The sequence below is a fragment of the Pseudoxanthomonas sp. SL93 genome (assembly GCF_026625825.1).
GTDB lineage: Bacteria > Pseudomonadota > Gammaproteobacteria > Xanthomonadales > Xanthomonadaceae > Pseudoxanthomonas_A.
This window is the reverse complement of sequence record NZ_CP113065.1, coordinates 61,724-79,101: the sequence shown is the minus strand read 5'-3', so window position 1 is coordinate 79,101 and position 17,378 is coordinate 61,724. Positions and strand designations below refer to the sequence as shown.

19 protein-coding genes are annotated in these 17,378 nt (G+C 66.1%); 6 read left to right on the top strand and 13 right to left on the bottom strand.

Going from position 1 to position 17,378, the window contains the following annotated elements; translation table 11 throughout:
* Window positions 1–12 precede the first annotated feature (12 nt).
* A complete protein-coding gene (locus OVA13_RS00380) occupies window positions 13–567 on the bottom strand; it encodes a GspH/FimT family pseudopilin (RefSeq protein ID WP_267791881.1) in 555 nt (184 codons plus the stop codon).
* 165 nt (window positions 568–732) lie between these two features.
* On the opposite strand from OVA13_RS00380, the gene OVA13_RS00375 reads away from it, so the two are divergent.
* Window positions 733–1,755 carry a sensor histidine kinase gene (locus OVA13_RS00375; protein ID WP_267791880.1) on the top strand — a complete coding sequence of 341 codons (1,023 nt, stop codon included), beginning with the start codon at window positions 733–735 and terminating at the stop codon, window positions 1,753–1,755.
* A 31-nt stretch (window positions 1,756–1,786) separates the two neighbouring features.
* Here OVA13_RS00375 and ppnN read toward each other — a convergent pair whose 3' ends face one another.
* From ppnN to grxD, 5 genes are all read right to left on the bottom strand, one after another.
* Entirely contained in the window at window positions 1,787–3,175 is a 1,389-nt protein-coding gene (gene ppnN / locus OVA13_RS00370; RefSeq protein WP_267793581.1) for a nucleotide 5'-monophosphate nucleosidase PpnN, read from the bottom strand.
* A 124-nt stretch (window positions 3,176–3,299) separates the two neighbouring features.
* On the bottom strand, window positions 3,300–6,713 hold the full coding sequence (locus OVA13_RS00365; RefSeq protein ID WP_267791879.1) for a TonB-dependent receptor: 3,414 nt from the start codon (window positions 6,711–6,713) through the stop codon (window positions 3,300–3,302).
* Between the two features lie 299 nt (window positions 6,714–7,012).
* Window positions 7,013–7,615 carry a YhgN family NAAT transporter gene (locus OVA13_RS00360; protein ID WP_267791878.1) on the bottom strand — a complete coding sequence of 201 codons (603 nt, stop codon included), beginning with the start codon at window positions 7,613–7,615 and terminating at the stop codon, window positions 7,013–7,015.
* Window positions 7,612–8,358 carry an SDR family NAD(P)-dependent oxidoreductase gene (locus OVA13_RS00355; RefSeq protein ID WP_267791877.1) on the bottom strand — a complete coding sequence of 249 codons (747 nt, stop codon included), beginning with the start codon at window positions 8,356–8,358 and terminating at the stop codon, window positions 7,612–7,614. The genes OVA13_RS00360 and OVA13_RS00355 overlap by 4 nt, the downstream gene beginning before the upstream one ends.
* On the bottom strand, window positions 8,355–8,675 hold the full coding sequence (gene grxD / locus OVA13_RS00350; RefSeq protein WP_267791876.1) for a Grx4 family monothiol glutaredoxin: 321 nt from the start codon (window positions 8,673–8,675) through the stop codon (window positions 8,355–8,357). Before grxD ends, OVA13_RS00355 begins: the two co-directional genes overlap by 4 nt.
* 160 nt (window positions 8,676–8,835) lie before the next feature.
* Here grxD and OVA13_RS00345 point away from each other — a divergent pair, with 160 nt between their 5' ends.
* Together OVA13_RS00345 and OVA13_RS00340 are read left to right on the top strand one after the other, a co-directional pair.
* Window positions 8,836–9,429: a superoxide dismutase gene (locus OVA13_RS00345; RefSeq protein WP_267791875.1), complete on the top strand. Its 594-nt coding sequence runs from the start codon at window positions 8,836–8,838 to the stop codon at window positions 9,427–9,429.
* Between the two features lie 167 nt (window positions 9,430–9,596).
* Entirely contained in the window at window positions 9,597–10,022 is a 426-nt protein-coding gene (locus OVA13_RS00340; RefSeq protein WP_267791874.1) for a hypothetical protein, read from the top strand.
* A gap of 68 nt (window positions 10,023–10,090) precedes the next feature.
* Here the strand turns inward: OVA13_RS00340 and OVA13_RS00335 are convergent, their stop codons facing one another.
* The gene (locus OVA13_RS00335) at window positions 10,091–11,233 is read right to left on the bottom strand and encodes a 5-(carboxyamino)imidazole ribonucleotide synthase (RefSeq protein ID WP_267791873.1); all 1,143 of its coding nucleotides are present in this window, start codon (window positions 11,231–11,233) and stop codon (window positions 10,091–10,093) included.
* Window positions 11,230–11,733, bottom strand: coding sequence for a 5-(carboxyamino)imidazole ribonucleotide mutase (gene purE, locus OVA13_RS00330; protein WP_267791872.1), 504 nt, complete (start codon window positions 11,731–11,733; stop codon window positions 11,230–11,232). The genes OVA13_RS00335 and purE overlap by 4 nt, the downstream gene beginning before the upstream one ends.
* A 67-nt stretch (window positions 11,734–11,800) precedes the next feature.
* Between purE and OVA13_RS00325 the strand changes: the two genes are divergently transcribed.
* The 3 genes from OVA13_RS00325 to OVA13_RS00315 are packed head-to-tail and all read left to right on the top strand — an operon-like array spanning window position 11,801 to window position 13,279.
* Window positions 11,801–12,070 carry a Trm112 family protein gene (locus OVA13_RS00325; protein ID WP_267791871.1) on the top strand — a complete coding sequence of 90 codons (270 nt, stop codon included), beginning with the start codon at window positions 11,801–11,803 and terminating at the stop codon, window positions 12,068–12,070.
* Window positions 12,067–12,933 (top strand): carboxylating nicotinate-nucleotide diphosphorylase, encoded by an 867-nt coding sequence (nadC, locus tag OVA13_RS00320; RefSeq protein ID WP_267791870.1) that lies wholly within the window; start codon window positions 12,067–12,069, stop codon window positions 12,931–12,933. Before OVA13_RS00325 ends, nadC begins: the two co-directional genes overlap by 4 nt.
* A 10-nt stretch (window positions 12,934–12,943) precedes the next feature.
* Entirely contained in the window at window positions 12,944–13,279 is a 336-nt protein-coding gene (locus OVA13_RS00315) for a DUF3301 domain-containing protein (RefSeq protein WP_267791869.1), read from the top strand.
* Between the two features lie 27 nt (window positions 13,280–13,306).
* On the opposite strand, the gene OVA13_RS00310 is transcribed toward OVA13_RS00315, so the two are convergent.
* The 5 genes from OVA13_RS00310 to petA form a co-directional block, all read right to left on the bottom strand.
* Window positions 13,307–13,750: a ClpXP protease specificity-enhancing factor gene (locus tag OVA13_RS00310; protein ID WP_267791868.1), complete on the bottom strand. Its 444-nt coding sequence runs from the start codon at window positions 13,748–13,750 to the stop codon at window positions 13,307–13,309.
* Between the two features lie 98 nt (window positions 13,751–13,848).
* Window positions 13,849–14,484 (bottom strand): glutathione S-transferase N-terminal domain-containing protein, encoded by a 636-nt coding sequence (locus OVA13_RS00305; RefSeq protein WP_267791867.1) that lies wholly within the window; start codon window positions 14,482–14,484, stop codon window positions 13,849–13,851.
* Window positions 14,485–14,664: 180 nt separating this feature from the next.
* Window positions 14,665–15,411, bottom strand: a complete 747-nt coding sequence (locus OVA13_RS00300) for a cytochrome c1 (protein WP_267791866.1) — start codon at window positions 15,409–15,411, stop codon at window positions 14,665–14,667.
* Window positions 15,404–16,663 (bottom strand): cytochrome b, encoded by a 1,260-nt coding sequence (locus OVA13_RS00295; protein WP_267791865.1) that lies wholly within the window; start codon window positions 16,661–16,663, stop codon window positions 15,404–15,406. The genes OVA13_RS00300 and OVA13_RS00295 overlap by 8 nt, the downstream gene beginning before the upstream one ends.
* A 3-nt stretch (window positions 16,664–16,666) precedes the next feature.
* Window positions 16,667–17,278: a ubiquinol-cytochrome c reductase iron-sulfur subunit gene (petA, locus tag OVA13_RS00290; protein ID WP_267791864.1), complete on the bottom strand. Its 612-nt coding sequence runs from the start codon at window positions 17,276–17,278 to the stop codon at window positions 16,667–16,669.
* Window positions 17,279–17,378 lie beyond the last annotated feature (100 nt).

Genomic DNA, 17,378 nt, shown 5'->3' with positions numbered 1-17,378 from the left:
TGTCATCATGCGTCAAGGGCAGGCGCCGGCGTTACCGTCGGTGACTGTTTCGATACGACTGCCACTGTTGAGATTCACCCAGCGACGATTGGTGGCGGGCTGATCAGTCGGAATGCAGACGGAAAAAGCATTGGCCGCCAGCATGCCAGTTGCTTCATAGGCAAGCCCGTCCGCTGCGTAAGTGACCGCAAGATCCTGGCTGTTCACCAGGACCGGAGCGCGCGCTGTGTTGACACGCAGCACCTCGTTGTTCCGAACAATCAGGGTAATCCACGTATCCCACGGACCCGCGGCGGCGCTGCACGTAGCTCCGTCAGTGGAGCGACAGACAGCGACACGCTCATTGCGGCGGATCGCTTCTGTCCGGGCCACCTGCAGGGAGGTGATCACTTCATTCGCCTGGGCTGCCAGCCGATTGTTGTTGATGATGGAGGTAAAGCTGGGGACCGCCATCGCGATAAGGATGGCCAAGACCGCCAACGTGACCATCAGCTCGATCATGCTGAAGCCCGCCTGCCAGCCATGCAGGCCGATGGAAGACCGCTTCGGATTGTCGCCAACACGCATTCGCCGCATCCCCAAGTGAGCGTGGATGCAACCCTAGGCGCAAGCGGATGCCAGCGCCAGTCCGGAGCCGATGGACGGCCAGACAACCGGCACCAGCGGCCCAGATACGTGCCACGGCGCCAACAAGCAAGGCATCATGGCTCCCCCTCTTCCAATGGGAAACGCATGGCCCCCGCCTCCCCCACCACCCCGCTGGACGCGCTCTGGCAGGCACCCGTCATCATCTGGACGATGCTCGCGGGGGAGGGTCTGGCGACGGTGCTGGCGCTCGCTCCCGGCGTACAGAGCGATCGCTGGGCCTATTTCGGCTTGGCTTCACTGCTCGTGCAGTGGGTGCTCCTGCTTACCTTGGGTGGCCTGTACGTGCTTAGGCGACCCCTTTCGTCGGTAAGGCCACAACGCGTGGCCTACGCGGCGCTAGGCCTCCTCCTGCTCGCCGCATGGACGATCTTCCTGCTGGCCTGGTGGCTGATGCGTGGGCTTTTCGGCGATGCCTCCACTGATTGGCAGGGCATGTTCCTGCGCTACACCGCGATCGCCATCACAGTCGGCTTGCTGGGGTTGGCGGCTTTCCAGAACCACTGGCGCACGCGCCAACTGGCTGTGCGCGCCAAGCAGTCGGAGCTGGAAGCCCTGCAGGCTCGCATCCGTCCGCACTTCCTGTTCAACACGCTCAATACCGGGGCTGCCCTGGTGCACCAACGGCCAGGCGAGGCCGAACGCCTGCTGTTGGATCTGGCGGATCTCTTCCGCGCCGCCTTGGCGGGTCCGCGCGAGATACCGTTGACGGAGGAACTGGCGCTGGCAAGGCGCTACCTGGAAATCGAGAGCCTGCGCTTCGGCGACCGGCTCCGCGTCGGCTGGCGACTGCCGGACGCGCTACCGGCGGTGAAAGTGCCGGCCCTTTCGATCCAGCCGCTGGTGGAAAACGCCATCAGGCATGGCGTGGAGCCTTCCTCCACCGGCGGCGATGTGCACATCGAGGTCGGACAGACCGATGATGCTGCATGGATCGTCATCCGGAACGCGTTGCCCACGGCGCCCGTACGCCCCACCACCGGTCACCAGGTCGGCCTGAACTCCGTGCGCGCGCGCGTGCACGCCATGACGCAAGGCCGTGGCAGCGTGGAAACACGCATCGCCGACGGCCATTACCTGGCCACGGTGAAGATACCGCTGACCACTTGAACCCGGGGCATCGCGGGGCAGCCCTGCTTTGTCAGGTCACCACGCGATAGCAGGGCTGGTACTCGCCCGCGATCTTCATGCGTCGTTGTTCGACGAAGGCGCGCAGCAGTTCGTCCAAGGCCTGCATCATCGCCGGGTCGCCGTGGATCTCGAACGGGCCGAATTCCTCGATGCGGCGCATGCCGTCCTCCTTGACGTTGCCGGCAACGATGCCGGAGAACGCGCGGCGCAGGTCGGCGGCCAGGTCGTGCACGACGCGGCCGGGGCGCAGCTGCAGCGCCGCCATGGCCTCGTGGCTGGGAATGAAGGGCTGCTGGTAATCCTCGGGGATCTGGATGGCCCAGTTGAAGAAGAAGGAATCCTTGTGCTCGATGCGGTATTCACGCACGCGCTTGATGCCGGCAATCATCTTCTTCGCCACCGCTGCCGGGTCGCCGATGATGATCTCGTAGCGCGAGGCGGCTTCGTCGCCCAGCGTCAGCCGGATGAAGCGGTCGATCTGCTCGAAGTACGGCGCCGCGATGGTCGGGCCGGTGAGGATCAGCGGGAACGGCAGGCCGGCATTGTCTTCGTGCAGCAGGATGCCCAGCAGGTAGAGGATCTCCTCGGCGGTGCCCACGCCGCCGGGGAAGACGATGATGCCGTGGCCGATGCGGACGAAGGCCTCAAGGCGCTTCTCGATGTCCGGCATGATGACCAGGTGGTTCACGATAGGGTTGGGCGATTCGGCGGCGATGATGCCCGGCTCGGTGACGCCGATGTAGCGCGTGGTGCGCCGGCGCTGCTTGGCATGGGCGATGGTGGCGCCCTTCATCGGGCCCTTCATGGCACCCGGGCCGCAGCCCGTGCAGATGTCCAGTCCGCGCAGGCCCAGCTCGTAGCCGACCTGCTTGGTGTAGAGGTATTCGTCGCGCGAAATCGAGTGGCCACCCCAGCAGACCACCAGGTTGGGATCGGCCGGGCGCAGGATGCGCGCATTGCGCAGCAGGCCGAACACGGCGTTGGTGATGCCGCCGGAGGATTCCAGGTCGGCGGCATACTCCGGGCCCAGTTCGATCGCGGTGTAGGCTAGGTCGCGCACCACAGCGAACAGCAGTTCGGCGATGCCGCGGATGATCTCGCCATCCACGAACGCCACCGCCGGCGCATTGATCAGGTCGATGCGGACGCCGCGGTCCTGCTGCAGCACCTGGATGTCGAAGTCCGGGTAAAGATCGCGCGCCGCGCGCGGGTCGTCCGAGGCGCTGCCGCTGGTCAGCACGGCCAGCGCGCAACGGCGCAACAGTTCATGCATGCCGCCTGCGGAAGCGTCACGCAGGCGCGCCACTTCGGCGCGGGAAAGCACGTCCAGGCCACCACGCGGGTAGATCCGCGCGTCCTGCACCGGCAACGCCCTCGATGCCGTTTCACTCATGGGAATTTCCTGTCTTCGTCGTCAGAGGCGGGACTTTAGCGCAGTCCCGGGGACAAGAGGAGCCCGCCCAAAAAAGAACGGCCGGGTTTCCCCGGCCGTTCTGCATCGCTTGCCGCAGGCGTCCTGCGGATCAGAACTCGTACTTCAGACCCACCGACAGCGACCACTGCGAGATGCCGTTGGTCTGGCTGTCGGAGTTGGTCGGAATGCCCAGGGCCGTCGACTGGCCGAATTCCGTGCCGCTGCGGTAGCCGTACACGTACTTGCCGTTGTAGATGCCGCGCACGGACGCCACCGCATTGTTGGCGTTGAAACCGTAGTCGATGATGTGGCCCCAGTCGTCGTTGATCAGATTGCCGACGTTCTGGATGTCGAGCCAGATCTTGGACTTGTGGCCCTTCATGAAGCCCGGCAGTTCCTGGCTGATGCGGATGTCGAACGTGTTGACCCAGCTGGAGGTGAACCCGTTCTCCGGCGCGTAGGTACCGGCGTAACGGCTCAGGCCATCCTGCTGCTCCAGCCACGTCCAGAACGCCTGCTCCATGACCGGATCGGCCGTGAACTGGCCGGTGGCGCTCAGGTTGCCAAACAGCACGTCGCCCGGGCCCGCCGGCACGTAGAACAGGTCGTTGAAGGTGCGGTTGTCGCCATTGGCGTCGCCGTTGAAGATGTAGCTGTACGGACGGCCGCTGCGGCCTTCGTAGAACAGGCCCACCTGGGTGGCGTAATCACCGAAGAACTTGTGCGACCAGTTCAGCGAACCGCTGAAGCGGTCCTTGATCTCGTAACGCGCCGTGCTGCTGGTCGGCTCGTTGATGCTGGCGCCCAGCTGCGAACCATAGCCCGAACCCGCGGTGGAGCTGGTCAGTGCGGAGACTTCCTCGGCGTTGGTGCGGGTGTAGCCCACGGTCCACGACCAGTCGCTGTCTTCCGACACCGGCTTGCTCAGCGAGACCGTCAGCTGCTGGCCCTTGCCCTTGTTGGTGTTCTCCAGCAGGAAGACATCACCGAAGTAGGTGTTGCGGCCGGTGCGCGCGCCATTGGGTGCCAGCGCGCCGGTACCGGCGCTGGTGTTGCCGAACGGACGAGCGCTGTTCGGGTTCCAGTACAGCACGCGGCCATCGGGGCCGACGTAGCCGGGGCCGACGTTGAGCGTGCGGTAGAACAGGCCGTTCTCGACATCCGTCAGCAGCAGCTCGGCCGACGCCACGATGCCGTCCCACGGCGTCTCGACGTCGATCGCCAGGTTGGCCTTCCACACCGACGGCAGCTCGAAGTCGTCACTGATGGCATTGACGTTGCGCACGCCCGCGCCGCCCGGCGGCACGTTCTGGTTCAGGCCATCGGCGCTGAACGGAACCAGCGTGGGGTTGGTGTAGTTCTGGTACGAGATGTAGTTCATGCCCGTGTTGCTGTAGGCATTACCCACCCACACCTGCGGCGCGTCGCCCTGGAACAGGCCGATGCCACCGCGCAGCTGGGCCGGACGCTCCCAGTCGAAGGTGTAGTTGAAGCCGAAGCGCGGCTGGATGATGTAGTCACCGTTGTAGGTGTTGTTGTTGGCGATGCCGAAGCCACCGGTGTAGCCCGTGCCGCAGGCTGCATTGACGGTGCCGGGTGCGGCCGAGAAACACTCGTTGAACGGGGCATCGGGGCTGGCGGTGGGCTTGTCGGCGCGCACGCCGAAGGTCAGCGTCAGGTTGGGCGTGACGTACCAGGTGTCCTGCACGAAGAAGCCGAGGCTCTTGTTCTTGTAGCGCGCGGCGATCATGTCCGCATTGGTCGGATTGGTCTGCAGGTCGTAGTCGAAGTAGCGACCGCCGATCAAGCTGCTGAAATCGGACACGCGCACGCCGCCCACCAGCGGACGCGGCACGTAGAAGCTGTAGTTGCCCCAGTAGTCCTGCAGGAAGAAGTTGTAGATCTCGTTCTCGCTGTACTCGGCGCCGAACTTGATGTCGTGGTCGCCCACCGTCCAGGTGGCCGAGCCGAAGTAGTTCCAGGTCTCGGTCAGCAGGGCGTTGCCCATCGAGCTGCGCTCGGTACCCAGGCGGATCGCGTCCAGGCCGGCGAAGCTGTTGTTGTTGGTGCCGATCGGGCTGTCGTTGCCGTTGCCGGTAACGCCGTCATCGAAGAACACCTGGATGGTCGGCGCAGTGGTCGGGTTGACGCGGACCGCCGAGTAATCGCGGTAGGACACCTTGAACTCGGTCGAGAACGTGTCGGACCAGTCGCTGAACAGCTGGCCCACGTAGCTTTCCACGGTCTTGACGTGGTTGTACCAGTTGGAGCTCAGCGACAGCACGTTGGCGGTCGAGGCTTCCGGACGCACGCGGTTCTGCTCCAGCTTGCTGTAGCGCAGGCTGGCGCGGTGCGCGTCGCTGATGTTCCAGTCCAGCTTCAGCGCGTACTCTTCCAGTTCGGTGTCGCCCGCGCCGGTCAGGTCGCCCGGCTCGAAGCCCCACACGTCGCGCGCGATGTCCTGCACGGCGGCCAGGTCGGCGGCGCTGAAGTCGGAGGTGCCGGCCGCCAGCGGGTTGGTGCCCTGGCTCTTGCCGGCCGGGCCGATGTTGGTCTGCTTGAACTTCTCGTAGTTGGCGAAGAAGAACAGCTTGTCCTTGACGATGGGGCCGCCCATGGTCACGCCCCAGGTGGTCTCGTCGTCGTATTCGTCGAAGGGCAGGCCGGTCACGTCGAGCGAGCTGCCGGCGATACGCGCCGGGTAATCGCCGAACCAGTCGCCGTCGCGGTAGCTGCCGTACACGGAGCCGTGGAATTCGTTGGTGCCCGACTTGGTGACGGCGTTGACGTTGGCACCGGCGGCACCGGCCATCGTCACGTCGTAGTTGGACAGGTTGATGTCGATGGCTTCGATGGCTTCCATCGAGACCGGCTGGCGCTGGGTCGGCATGTTGTTGCCTTCCAGGCCGAAGGTGTCGCTGGCCGAAACGCCGTCGATGGTGATCTTGTTGAAGCGCGGGTTCTGACCGCCGGCGGTGATGCTGCCCGAGGCACGGTCACTGAAGGTCACGCGCGGATCGAGGCGCATGTAGTCCTGGATGTTGCCGTTGACCGACGGCAGGTTCTCGATGGTGACGCGGTCGACGCTGGTGCCCGAACCCATCTTGGTCGCGCTGAAGACTTCCGAACCACCGGAGAAGCCCACCGCCGTGACCGTTTCCAGCGTGGTCAGGTCGCCGGTCAGCGCGGCGTTGATGGTGCTGGTCTGGTTGAGCTGCAGGAACACGTTGTCTTCGGTCTTGGTACCGGCGCCCGCCTTGGTGATGTTGACCTGGTAAGGGCCACCCACGCGCAGGCCGCGGGCGTTGTAGCGGCCGCTGGCGTCGGTGGTGGCGCGGCTGACCGTGCCGGATTCGACGTGGGTGATGGTCACTTCCGCGCCGACGACCGGTTGGCCGCCGTTGTCGGTGACCAGACCGCCGACACCGGCGGAGGTGCTCTGTGCGAACACGGGGGCGGCGGCGAGCGCGGCGACAAGTCCAAGGGTGAGCTTGGACATCCGGAGACGGCGGGATTGGTTCATTGGATAAACCTCGGTACGGGAGTTATGTGGCGAAACAGGCTGGCAAGGCGAACGCAGGAAGGACCGGTCAGGTCCATTCGGAGGGGGCGAGCTACGGGTTCCCATGGCCCCACGCGGCGTCCGCGGAGGTTAATAACAGGTTAACACGATAGGACCATTTTGTGACCGCGGCATGACAATCTTCCGCACCGCAACATGACGGTGCAGGCACGTGGTCCGGCAAGGCCGGGCAGGCACGTGGAAGTGCCGCAAGCGCCGTCCGGCAGGCGGCGATCCGCCCTGCGGCACAGCGGGTCCGGTCAGATGTTGGGAGGGGTCAGCTTGAGGTAGGTGCCTATGCCATCCAGCACCATTTGCACCGAGATGGCGACCAGAAGCATGCCCATCAGGCGCTCAAGGGCGGTCAGCACGCTGCGGCCCAGCCACTTGTAAAGGACGGTGGCCGAAAACAGGATGGCCGCCGTCGCGCCCCAGGCCAGCATCAGCGCCAGGCTCCAGTCAGCCAGGCGGGACGGGTCATTGCTGCCCATCAGCATCACGGCCGCCATGCCGGACGGCCCGGCGACCAGCGGGATGGCCAGCGGCACGATGAAGGGCTCACCGCCCGGGGTCTCCCCCATGAGGCCTTCCGGCCGGGGGAAGATCATCCGCACGCCGATCAGGAACAGCACGATGCCCCCCGCGATGGCCACCGACTCCTGCCGCAGGTGCATCATTTCCAGCGCGTACTTGCCGCCCCACAGGAAGCCCATCAGCACGGCCAGCGCGATCAGCAGCTCGCGGATCACCACGATGCGCTGCCGGCGCGGGGGCAGCGGCTTCAGCACGCTCAGGAACACCGGGATGTTGCCCAGGGGATCCAGGATCAGGAACAGCAGCAGCGCCGCCGACAGGACGGTCATGCCCGAACCTTCCACGTCCGCCCCCTGTGCGCAACGCCGTCAGATGACAGCAGCGTGACACACGCGGCCGCGTAATCGCCGGCGTCGCGGGCATGCGCGTCGTTGTCATCGGCATACGCGCGTGCGCGCAGGCCGGTGCGCATCGGACCGGGCTGCAGCGCGGACACCCGCACGCTGGTGGATGCGAGCTCGGCATGCAGCATGCCGACCAGCGACGCCAGCCCGTGCTCGGCCACGCCGTACGCGCCCCAGTACGCCTGCGACACGCGTTCCAGGTCGTCGAGTGCGAACACCAGCGCCGCATCGCCCGATTGCTTGAGCAACGGCAGGCACGCCTGCGAAAGCCACCACGGCGCGGTCAGGTTGACATGCATGACCCGCGCGAAGGCGGCCGGGTCGGTATGTTCCAGCGGGGTCAGCCCCTTGAACTCGGCTGCGCAGTGCAGCACGCCGTCCAGGCGCCCCAGCTCGGCGCGGATGCGGTCCGCCAGCTCGGCATAGTCGTCGGGCGTGGCGCCTTCAAGATCCAGCGGATACAGCAGCGGCTCGGCACCGACCTGCGCCACCGCATCGTAGACACGGTTCAACTTGGGCACCTTGCGGCCCAGCAGTACCAGCGTGGCGCCCGCTTCGGCGCAGGCGCGCGCCGCCGCGCTTCCCAACCCGCCATGGGCGCCACTGACCAGAATGACGCGCTGGTCCAGCGCACGCGGTGCGCGGGTCGGCAATCCGATCAGGCTCACTGCGACAGCGCCTCGCTGACGATGCGCTGCAGCTCGCCGGACTCATGCAGTTCCAGCGTGATGTCGCAGCCACCGATCAGCTCGCCCTGGATGAAGAGCTGCGGGAAGGTGGGCCAGTTGGAGAACCGCGGCAGGTTGGCGCGGATCTCCGGCTCCTCGAGCACGTTGATGGTGTAGACCTGTTCGGCGCCGGCATCGCGCAATGCCTGCACGGCACGGCTCGAGAAACCGCACATGGGGAACTGCGGCGTGCCCTTCATGAAAAGGACGATGGGGTGGCCTTCCACTTCGGCCTGGATGCGTTCCATCACCGGCATGCTGATTTCTCCTTCCTTGACGGTACGACAACCGCCGTCGGGTACACTTTCGGTCCGTTCCGCCGGCACTTGCCGACGGAAAGCCCATTGTAAGCCCTCGCGTCGCCCCGCCGGCGCACCACCACCCGCTTTTGACCCGCCTAGCGTAAGGAATCGAGCCATGGCCATCGAACTGCCCCCCCTGCCCTACGACCGTACCGCCTTGGAACCGCACATCTCCGGCGAGACGATCGACTTCCACTACGGCAAGCACCACAAGACCTATGTCGACAACCTCAACAAGCTGATCGAAGGCACCGAGTTCGCCGATGCATCGCTTGAAGAGATCGTGCGCAAGTCGCAGGGCGGCATGTTCAACAACGCCGCGCAGGTGTGGAACCACACGTTCTACTGGAACTGCCTGAAGCCGGCTTCGGGTCAGAATGCTGGCGGCGGCGAGCCGACCGGCGCGCTGGCCGACCTGATCAACAAGACCTTCGGCGATTTCGCCAAGTTCAAGGAAGAGTTCACCAAGACCGCGATCGGCACCTTCGGTTCCGGCTGGGGCTGGCTGGTGCAGCGCCCGGACGGTTCGCTGGCGCTGGCCAGCACCTCCAACGCCGCCACCCCGCTGACCGGCGAAGACAAGCCGCTGCTGACCATCGACGTGTGGGAACACGCCTACTACATCGACTACCGCAATGCGCGCCCGAAGTACGTGGAATCGTTCTGGGCGCTGGTCAACTGGGATTTCGTTGCCGGCAACCTGCGCTGATCCCTCCGCACCGACGCACCACGGAAACGGCCGGGGAAACCCGGCCGTTTTCTTTTGCGCGGACACTTCACCCGCCTTGACCCCGGATGAACCCCCTTCGCGCCCTCGTCAACGAAGACCGCCGCCAGCACTTTCCGGTGGCGTAGTCCCACACCGAGGAGCACGACATGGCACCACGCATTGGCTTGACCGTTTCCCTGCTCGCCGCCCTGCTGGCACTGTCCGCGACGGCGAGCGCAGCACCGCGCGACCGCGACCACAATCCACCGGGCCCGGCAGGTGGCCGCGGCACCAACTGGGAGAATCCGCCGGGCTGGAAAGGCGGCCCCGGCGCATCGCCCGACCGCCGCTGGTACCGGCACGGCGGCAAGCGTCATGAGTTCGTCGTGGTGAGGAACGGCTACTACTTCAATCCCCAGTACGGCTACTGGCATCCCCGCTACGGCTTGTGGAATCAGGCCAAGCGTTGCTGGTTCGACCTGGACAACAATCCGCCGGGGCCGCGGGGTGGCCGGGGCACGAACTGGGAGAACCCACCGGGCCCGAAGGGTGGGCCGGGCGCGTCGCCCGACCGCTTCGGTCGCTGCCGCTGACGTGGCGGAGGTGCAACGAAGAACGGCCGGTCGACCCGGCCGTTCCCTTGCGGGATCGGCGTATCGCGTCAGTCCGTCAGGCGCGCGATGACGGGGGCCACCTGCGCCTGCCGATCAAGCGCCACCCCGACCCGCGCGAGCGCGTGCGCAAGCGACGTCGCGTCGTCGTCCCGAAGCGTGGCATGGCCCACCTTGCGTCCGGCGCGCGGCTCCTTGCCGTAGTCGTGCCAGTGACCGCCGGCTTCCTGCAGCACGGGCGCGGCGGCAGGCATGTCGCCGATCCAGTTCAACATGCAGGCATGTCCCAGCACGCGGGTATCGCCGAGCGGCAGGCCGAGCACGGCGCGCAGGTGGTTCTGGAACTGGGAGGTTTCCGCACCCTCGATCGACCAGTGCCCCGAGTTGTGCACGCGCGGGGCCATCTCGTTCGCCAGCCACTGGCCATTACGGTGGAAGAGTTCCAGCGCGAATACGCCCACATAGTCCAACGCTTCGGCCAGCTTGCGCGCATGCTCACGCGCCGCGTGGGCCAACGCTTCATCGATGCGCGCCGGTGCCAGGCTGGCCGACAGCACGCCGTCGACGTGCCAGTTCTCGGTGAGCGGCCACGTGCGGAACTCGCCATCGCGCCCGCGCACGGCCACGACCGACAGCTCGCGTTCGAACGGGATGAACGCCTCGACGATCAGGCCGACGGTCGCCGCCTGCGCACCCAGCGCGGCCCATGCCGCCTCCACGTCGTCCACGGAACGCAGGCGGAACTGGCCCTTGCCGTCGTAACCCAGCCGGCGCGTCTTGAGGATGCAGGCGCCACCGAGGCGTTCGACTTCGGCCTGCAGTTGCTCGCGCGAAGCGACATCGGCGAAGGCGCCGACCGGGATGTCCAGCTCGCGGAACAGCGTCTTCTCCACCAGGCGATCCTGCGCGACGGCAAGCGCGCGCGGGTTCGGGAACACCGGGACGCGCTGCGCCAGCCACTCGGCGCTTTCCGCGGGCACGTTCTCGAAATCGAACGTGGCCACGTCGACCTTCGATGCGAATTCGGCCAGTGCCGCTTCGTCACGGTAATCGCCGACCAGCAGCGGCGCGAACTGTCCCGCACAGGCATCCGCCGCGGTGTCCATCACCAGGAAGCGCAGGCCCAGCGGCGCGCCGGACAACGCGAGCATGCGGGCCAGCTGCCCGCCACCGAGGATGCCGACCGTGGTCATTGGCGCGGGTCGTCGTGGGCCATCACGTCTTCGGTCTGGCGCGCGCGGAAGGCAGCCAGCGCGGCACCGATGGCGGGATATTCGGGCGCCAGCAGCGCCGCGGAAAACAGGGCCGCGTTGGCGGCGCCGGCATTGCCGATCGCGAACGTGGCCACGGGAATGCCGGCCGGCATCTGCACGATGGACAGCAGCGAATCCATGCCGTTGAGCGCCTTCGACTGCACCGGCACGCCTAGCACGGGAACCGCCGTCTTGGCTGCCAGCATGCCCGGTAGGTGCGCCGCGCCTCCGGCGCCGGCGATGATCGCGCGCAGGCCACGCCCGCCGGCGGATTCGGCATAGGAAAACAGCACGTCCGGTGTGCGGTGCGCGGACACCACTTTCACTTCGTAGGGAACACCCAGCGCATCGAGTTTCTGCGCGGCGTGCTGCATGGTCTCCCAGTCGGAGCGGGAACCCATCACGATGCCCACGACGGGGCTGGAAACGGTGGCGGTCATGGCCGTCCTCGGTCGCAAAGACGTATTCTACCCTCCTCGCCGAACGGCTGACCGAGTCCCCCTTCCCATGGACCGCAAACTGCTGGACATCCTCTGCTGCCCCACCACCCGCCAGCCACTGTCGCTGCTCGACGCGCGCGGACTGGATGCCCTGAACCGCGCCATCGCCGGTGGCGGCATCAAGCGCACGGATGACAGCACCCAGTCCGAGCCGCTGCGCGAAGCGCTGCTGACCCGCGACCGCAAGACCGTCTATCGCGTGGACGACGGCATCCCGGTGCTGCTGGCCGAGGAAGCCATCGCCACCACCCAGGTCGGCGATTTCCCCGAACGATGAGCGGACGTCCTGTCCCGCCGCCTGCCGGCCTGATCGACCAGGACGTCGCCCGTGCCCTGGCCGAGGACGTGGGGTCCGGCGACGTGACCGCGGCACTGCTGCCGGACATCGCCGACATCGCCTACCTGCTGTGCAAGGAAGAGGCGGTCGTTGCCGGGCAGCCGTGGTTCGACGCCTGCCACCGCGCGCTGGACCCGGACGTACGCATCGACTGGCGAGTGCACGACGGCCACCACGTCGCGGCGGGTACCGTGCTGGCCACGCTGTCGGGGCGCGCCCGCGCGCTGGTGACCGCCGAGCGTTCGGCACTGAACTTCATGCAGACCCTGTCGGGTACCGCCACGACCACCGCCACCTACGTCGACGCCGTGCGCGGCACCGGCTGCGTGATCCTGGACACGCGCAAGACCCTGCCCGGCCTGCGCCTGGCGCAGAAGTACGCCGTTCGCTGCGGCGGCGGACACAACCATCGCATCGGCCTGTTCGATACGGTGATGCTGAAGGAGAACCATGTGCGCGCCGCCGGGTCGCTGACCGCAGCCATCCGCGCCGCACGGCAGGCCCAGCCCATGCTGCCGCTGATCGTGGAAGTGGAAACACTGGCGCAACTCGACGAGGCTCTCGGCGAGGGCTGCGAGCGCATCCTGATCGACGATTTCGATGCCGCCACGCGGCGCGAGGCGGTCCGTCGCGCGAAATCCGCGCCGTTCAACGGTCGCATTCCGCTGGAAGTATCCGGTGGCGTCGACCTGACCACGTTGCGTGGCATCGCCGAGGACGGCGTGGACTTCGTGTCGATCGGCGGCCTGACCAAGCATGTCCGCGCCATCGACCTGTCGATGAAACTCGGCCCCGCGCCGTGAGCCACCGCCCATGTCGCCGCTGACCGCCCTCCTGTCACTGATCGCCGCCGGCGCCTTCTTCGCCTACTGGAACGCCGCGCGTGCCGCCGCCGAACGGGCCGGTGCGCTCGGCCGCAATGCATGCACGGCGGCCGGCGTCATCTGGCTGGACCAGAGCGTGCATGCCAGCGGGCTGCGCGTATGCCGTGGCGAGGATGGCTGGCTGGGATTCGAACGCAGCTTCCGCTTCGAGTACTCGCACGATGGCATCGACCGCCACATCGGCAAGCTGGTGCTGCGGAAGGGCGAACTGGTGTCGTTCGTGGGCCCGGTGATGCCTTCGGCCAGGTCGCTCGACCTGCATTGAGGTCTCGGGCGCCGCGTCGCGCGCGGCTTACTTCACCACGCGCAGGAAGGACGGGCGCTTCCCGGGGGCAGGCGCATCATCGGTCGGCGGCGTCTCGGGTGAGGGAGGTTCATCGTCGCCATCGGGCTCCTGCGTGGGCCCGATGTCATCCGGCAGCGCCATCCCCTGCCCGGTCTCGCGCGAGTAGATCGCCAGCACCGCACTGATCGGCACGTGCACCGGATAGCTCACGCCACCGAAGCGGGCGGTGAAGCTGACGGCCTCGTTGTCGATCATCAATCGCACCACCGCCCGCTCGGCGATGTTCAGCACCACCTTGCCTTCCTTCACCGCACTGGCAGGCACCTGCACGCCTGCCAGGGTCGCATCCACCAGCAGGTGCGGCGTCATGCCATTGTCGGCAATCCACTCATTCAACGCCCGCAGCAGGTACGGACGATGGCTGGTCATGCGGGGCGTGGAGTCGCTCATGGGGCAAGGGTTCGCGCTTCGTGATGGGGGATGCGATGGAAAAGGATCGCCACGAATTCCGTCCGATGCGCGCCTTGCCGGATCGCAGATCCCGGTCGTCAGGCCGGGATTTCGCGCAACTTCTTTTCCGCATCGGTCAGGCTGCGCACAAAGCCGGGATTGCGGAAGATGCGGTTGCCGTAATCCTCGATGGCCTTGCCGTCCTTGGGCAGCGGGACGTCCAGCGACGGCAGGCGCCAGATGATCGGCGCCATGGCGCAGTCGGCCAGGCTCATCTCGGGATTGAGGAAGAACTTGCTCGCCTTGAACAGCGGCACCGAGGCCGTCAGCAGTTCCTTCAGGCGCTTGCGGCCGGCTTCGGCCTGGGCCTTGTTGCCCAGCTGGATGGCCTGCACCTGCGGCACCCAGTCGTGCTCGATGCGCAGCATCGCCAGGCGCAGGCGCGCACGCGACAGCGGATCGACCGGCATCAGCGGCGGATGCGGATAGCGTTCGTCGAGGTATTCGCTGACCACCGAGGCGGCGTACAGCACCAGGTCGCGTTCCACCAGGGTGGGAACCGAGTGGTAGGGATTCAGATCGATGAGGTCTTCGGGCGGGTTCTGCGGATCCACCGGCACCAGGTCGTAGCTGACGCCCTTGGCGGCCAGCACCAGGCGCACGCGGTGGCAGAGCACATCATCGGTGGAGGAAAACAAAGTCAGTGTATTGCGCATACGTGGACTCGCAGCCATCACGGCTCTCCGACGATCGGAATCCGCCGATCGCACCGACGCCGCCAGCCCCTTGCTGACGGTCGCCACGGTCCCTGAGTGTGCAATCCCCGCCGGGAAAAGCCAAGCAACCCCATGCCCGGCGATGCCGACTACGGTGCGGGCCGCTGGCCCGCACCGTGGCGGAAGACGCGCGACGCCTTAGTGGACGTCTTTCCAGTACTCCTGCTTCAGCAGGTAGGCCAGGAACGTCAGCGCTGCCAGGAACAGGATCACCCACACGCCCATGCTCTGGCGCTTCAGGGCCGCCGGCTCGCCGACATACTCCAGGAAGTTGGTGATGTCGCGCGCGGTCTGGTCGAACTCCTGCGCGGTTTGGGTGCCGGGCTGGGTGACCTTCAGGCCCACCACCGGGCGCTCGCCCGTCGCTTCGTCCAGCTTGCCGAACTCGGCGTGCTGCAGGCCCTGCATTTCCCACAACGGGTTGGGCATCGACGCATTCGGGAACAGCTTGTTGTTCCAGCCCAGCGGGCGCGACTCGTCCAGGTAGAACGACTTCAGGTAGGTATAGATCCAGTCGCTGCCGCGCACGCGCGAGATGACGCTCAGGTCCGGCGGCATCTTGCCGAACCACTTCTCGCCAGCGGCGGTGGGCATGGACACCTGGATCTGTTCGCCGAACTTGGCGCCGGTGAAGTTGAGGTTCTTCATCACCTCGTCTTCGGTCAGGCCCAGGTCTTCGGCCATGCGCGAATAGCGCATGTACTTCAGCGAGTGGCAGCCGGAGCAGTTGTTCATGTACAGCTGCGCACCGCGCTGCAGCGAAGCGCGGTCGCCGAGGTCGTTGCCGGCCTGCAGCTTGTCGCCACCCTCGGCGGCGAACACGGAGATCGAGATCAGCAACCCGCTGGCGAAGACAGCTAGGCGAGAGGCGAAAGTCTTAGTCATGCGTCGTCACCCGATCCGGCACCGGCTTGGTCTTGTCGATCTTGGTCCAGATCGGCATCGTCAGGAAGAACAGGAAGTAGAAGGCGGTCAGGAAGCGGCCGATGATGGTTTCCACCGGATCGGTACCCGGACCGGCGCCGATCTTGCCCAGCCACACGAAGCAGATCGCGAACACGCCCAGCAGCACCTTCGACAGAACGCCGCGGTAGCGGTAGGACTTGACCTTGGCGCGGTCGAGCCACGGCACCAGGAACAGGATCGCGATGGCGCCGAACATCACGAGCACGCCGCCCAGCTTGTCCGGCACCACGCGCAACATTGCGTAGTACGGGGTGTAGTACCACACCGGCTTGATGTGCGCGGGGGTCACCAGCTTGTTGGCCTCGGTGAAGTTGTCGTGCTCCAGGAACCAGCCGCCCATCGCCGGGGCGAAGAAGATGATGAAGGCGGCCAGGATCAGGAAGCCACCGACGTAGAAGCCATCCTTCACCGTGTAGTACGGGTGGAACGGCACGCCGTCGGCAGGCGCGGTCGGCGACCAGCGGTTGCCCTTCGGACCCTTCTTGATCTCGACGCCATCGGGGTTGTTCGAACCCACTTCATGCAGCGCGAAGATGTGCAGCACCACCAGCAGCAGCAGCACCAGCGGCAGCGCGATGACGTGCAGCGCGAAGAAGCGGTTCAGCGTGGCGTCGCTGGGCAGGTAGTCGCCCATGATCCACTCGGTCAGGCCGTTGCCGATCACCGGGATGGCGCCGAACAGCGAGATGATGACCTTGGCGCCCCAGAACGACATCTGGCCCCACGGCAGCACGTAGCCCAGGAAGGCTTCGGCCATCAGCACCAGGTAGATCAGCATGCCCAGGATCCACACCAGCTCGCGTGGCTTCTGGTAAGAGCCGTACATCAGGCCGCGGAACATGTGGATGTAGACGACGATGAAGAACAGCGAGGCGCCGGTGCTGTGCATGTAGCGGATCAGCCAGCCCCACTCCACGTCGCGCATGATGTATTCGACCGAGGCGAAGGCTTCCGCCGCGCTCGGCTTGAAGTGCATCGTCAGGAAGATGCCGGTCAGGATCTGGTTGACCAGCACCACGATCGACAGCACACCGAAGATGTACCAGATGTTGAAGTTCTTCGGCGCGTAGTACTCGGTCATGTGCTTGCGGTACGCAGGCATCATGCCCGGTGCGCGCGCGTTGACCCAGTCCATCACGCCCGTGGCGGTACGGGTAATTACGTTGCTCATGGCTTACGCGGCCCCCTGCGGGTCGACACCGATCACGAGGGTGTTTTCATCCTGGTAGTAGTGCGGCGGCACCACCAGATTGGTGGGCGCCGGGACGCCCTGGAACACGCGGCCGGCCATGTCGAAACGCGACTTGTGGCAGGGACAGAAGTAGCCGCCCTTCCAGTCCGGATCGTACGGCTCGGGCTTGATCTCGGCCGCCATTTCCGGCGAGCAGCCCAGGTGCGTGCACAGGCCCACGAGCACGGAGATCTCCGGCTTCAGCGAGCGCGTCTCACCCTTGATGTAGGAAGGCTGCTGGTCGAGGTTCTGCGACAGCGGATCGCGCAGGTTGGCGTCCAGCGTGGGCAGCGCGTCCAGGATCGCCTTGGAACGCTTCACGATCCAGATCGGCTGGCCGCGCCATTCCAGGATCAGGCGCTGGCCTTCCTGCAGGCCGGTCAGGTCGGCAGTCACCGGGGCGCCGGCCAGCTTGGCCCGCGCACTCGGATTCCACGACTTGATAAAAGGTACAGCTGCAATGCCCGCTCCTACTGCACCCACCACAGCGGTGGTCGCAGTCAGGAACCGGCGTCGGCCCGTATTCACAGGCCCATTGACCCCATCGATGGCCATCCGGCACTCCGCAAAACAATCAGGTAGCAAAAAAGGCTGCCAAGGCCGCACCCCTGTTACCGGTGCGGGCCGCAAAAGACGGCAAAGTGTAACGGATGGC

What these genes read in the sequence shown, in the direction of transcription:
- OVA13_RS00380 (WP_267791881.1), bottom strand. Translation starts at nt 567, where the DNA reads ATGCGTGTTGGCGACAATCCGAAGCGGTCTTCCATCGGCCTGCATGGC.
- purE (WP_267791872.1), bottom strand. Translation starts at nt 11,733, where the DNA reads ATGACCGCCACCGTTTCCAGCCCCGTCGTGGGCATCGTGATGGGTTCC.
- OVA13_RS00310 (WP_267791868.1), bottom strand. Translation starts at nt 13,750, where the DNA reads ATGAGCGACTCCACGCCCCGCATGACCAGCCATCGTCCGTACCTGCTG.
- OVA13_RS00325 (WP_267791871.1), top strand. Translation starts at nt 11,801, where the DNA reads ATGGACCGCAAACTGCTGGACATCCTCTGCTGCCCCACCACCCGCCAG.
- OVA13_RS00375 (WP_267791880.1), top strand. Translation starts at nt 733, where the DNA reads ATGGCCCCCGCCTCCCCCACCACCCCGCTGGACGCGCTCTGGCAGGCA.
- OVA13_RS00360 (WP_267791878.1), bottom strand. Translation starts at nt 7,615, where the DNA reads ATGACCGTCCTGTCGGCGGCGCTGCTGCTGTTCCTGATCCTGGATCCC.
- OVA13_RS00315 (WP_267791869.1), top strand. Translation starts at nt 12,944, where the DNA reads ATGTCGCCGCTGACCGCCCTCCTGTCACTGATCGCCGCCGGCGCCTTC.
- OVA13_RS00335 (WP_267791873.1), bottom strand. Translation starts at nt 11,233, where the DNA reads ATGACCACGGTCGGCATCCTCGGTGGCGGGCAGCTGGCCCGCATGCTC.
- grxD (WP_267791876.1), bottom strand. Translation starts at nt 8,675, where the DNA reads ATGCCGGTGATGGAACGCATCCAGGCCGAAGTGGAAGGCCACCCCATC.
- OVA13_RS00340 (WP_267791874.1), top strand. Translation starts at nt 9,597, where the DNA reads ATGGCACCACGCATTGGCTTGACCGTTTCCCTGCTCGCCGCCCTGCTG.
- OVA13_RS00300 (WP_267791866.1), bottom strand. Translation starts at nt 15,411, where the DNA reads ATGACTAAGACTTTCGCCTCTCGCCTAGCTGTCTTCGCCAGCGGGTTG.
- petA (WP_267791864.1), bottom strand. Translation starts at nt 17,278, where the DNA reads ATGGCCATCGATGGGGTCAATGGGCCTGTGAATACGGGCCGACGCCGG.
- OVA13_RS00305 (WP_267791867.1), bottom strand. Translation starts at nt 14,484, where the DNA reads ATGGCTGCGAGTCCACGTATGCGCAATACACTGACTTTGTTTTCCTCC.
- OVA13_RS00295 (WP_267791865.1), bottom strand. Translation starts at nt 16,663, where the DNA reads ATGAGCAACGTAATTACCCGTACCGCCACGGGCGTGATGGACTGGGTC.
- OVA13_RS00365 (WP_267791879.1), bottom strand. Translation starts at nt 6,713, where the DNA reads ATGAACCAATCCCGCCGTCTCCGGATGTCCAAGCTCACCCTTGGACTT.
- nadC (WP_267791870.1), top strand. Translation starts at nt 12,067, where the DNA reads ATGAGCGGACGTCCTGTCCCGCCGCCTGCCGGCCTGATCGACCAGGAC.
- OVA13_RS00345 (WP_267791875.1), top strand. Translation starts at nt 8,836, where the DNA reads ATGGCCATCGAACTGCCCCCCCTGCCCTACGACCGTACCGCCTTGGAA.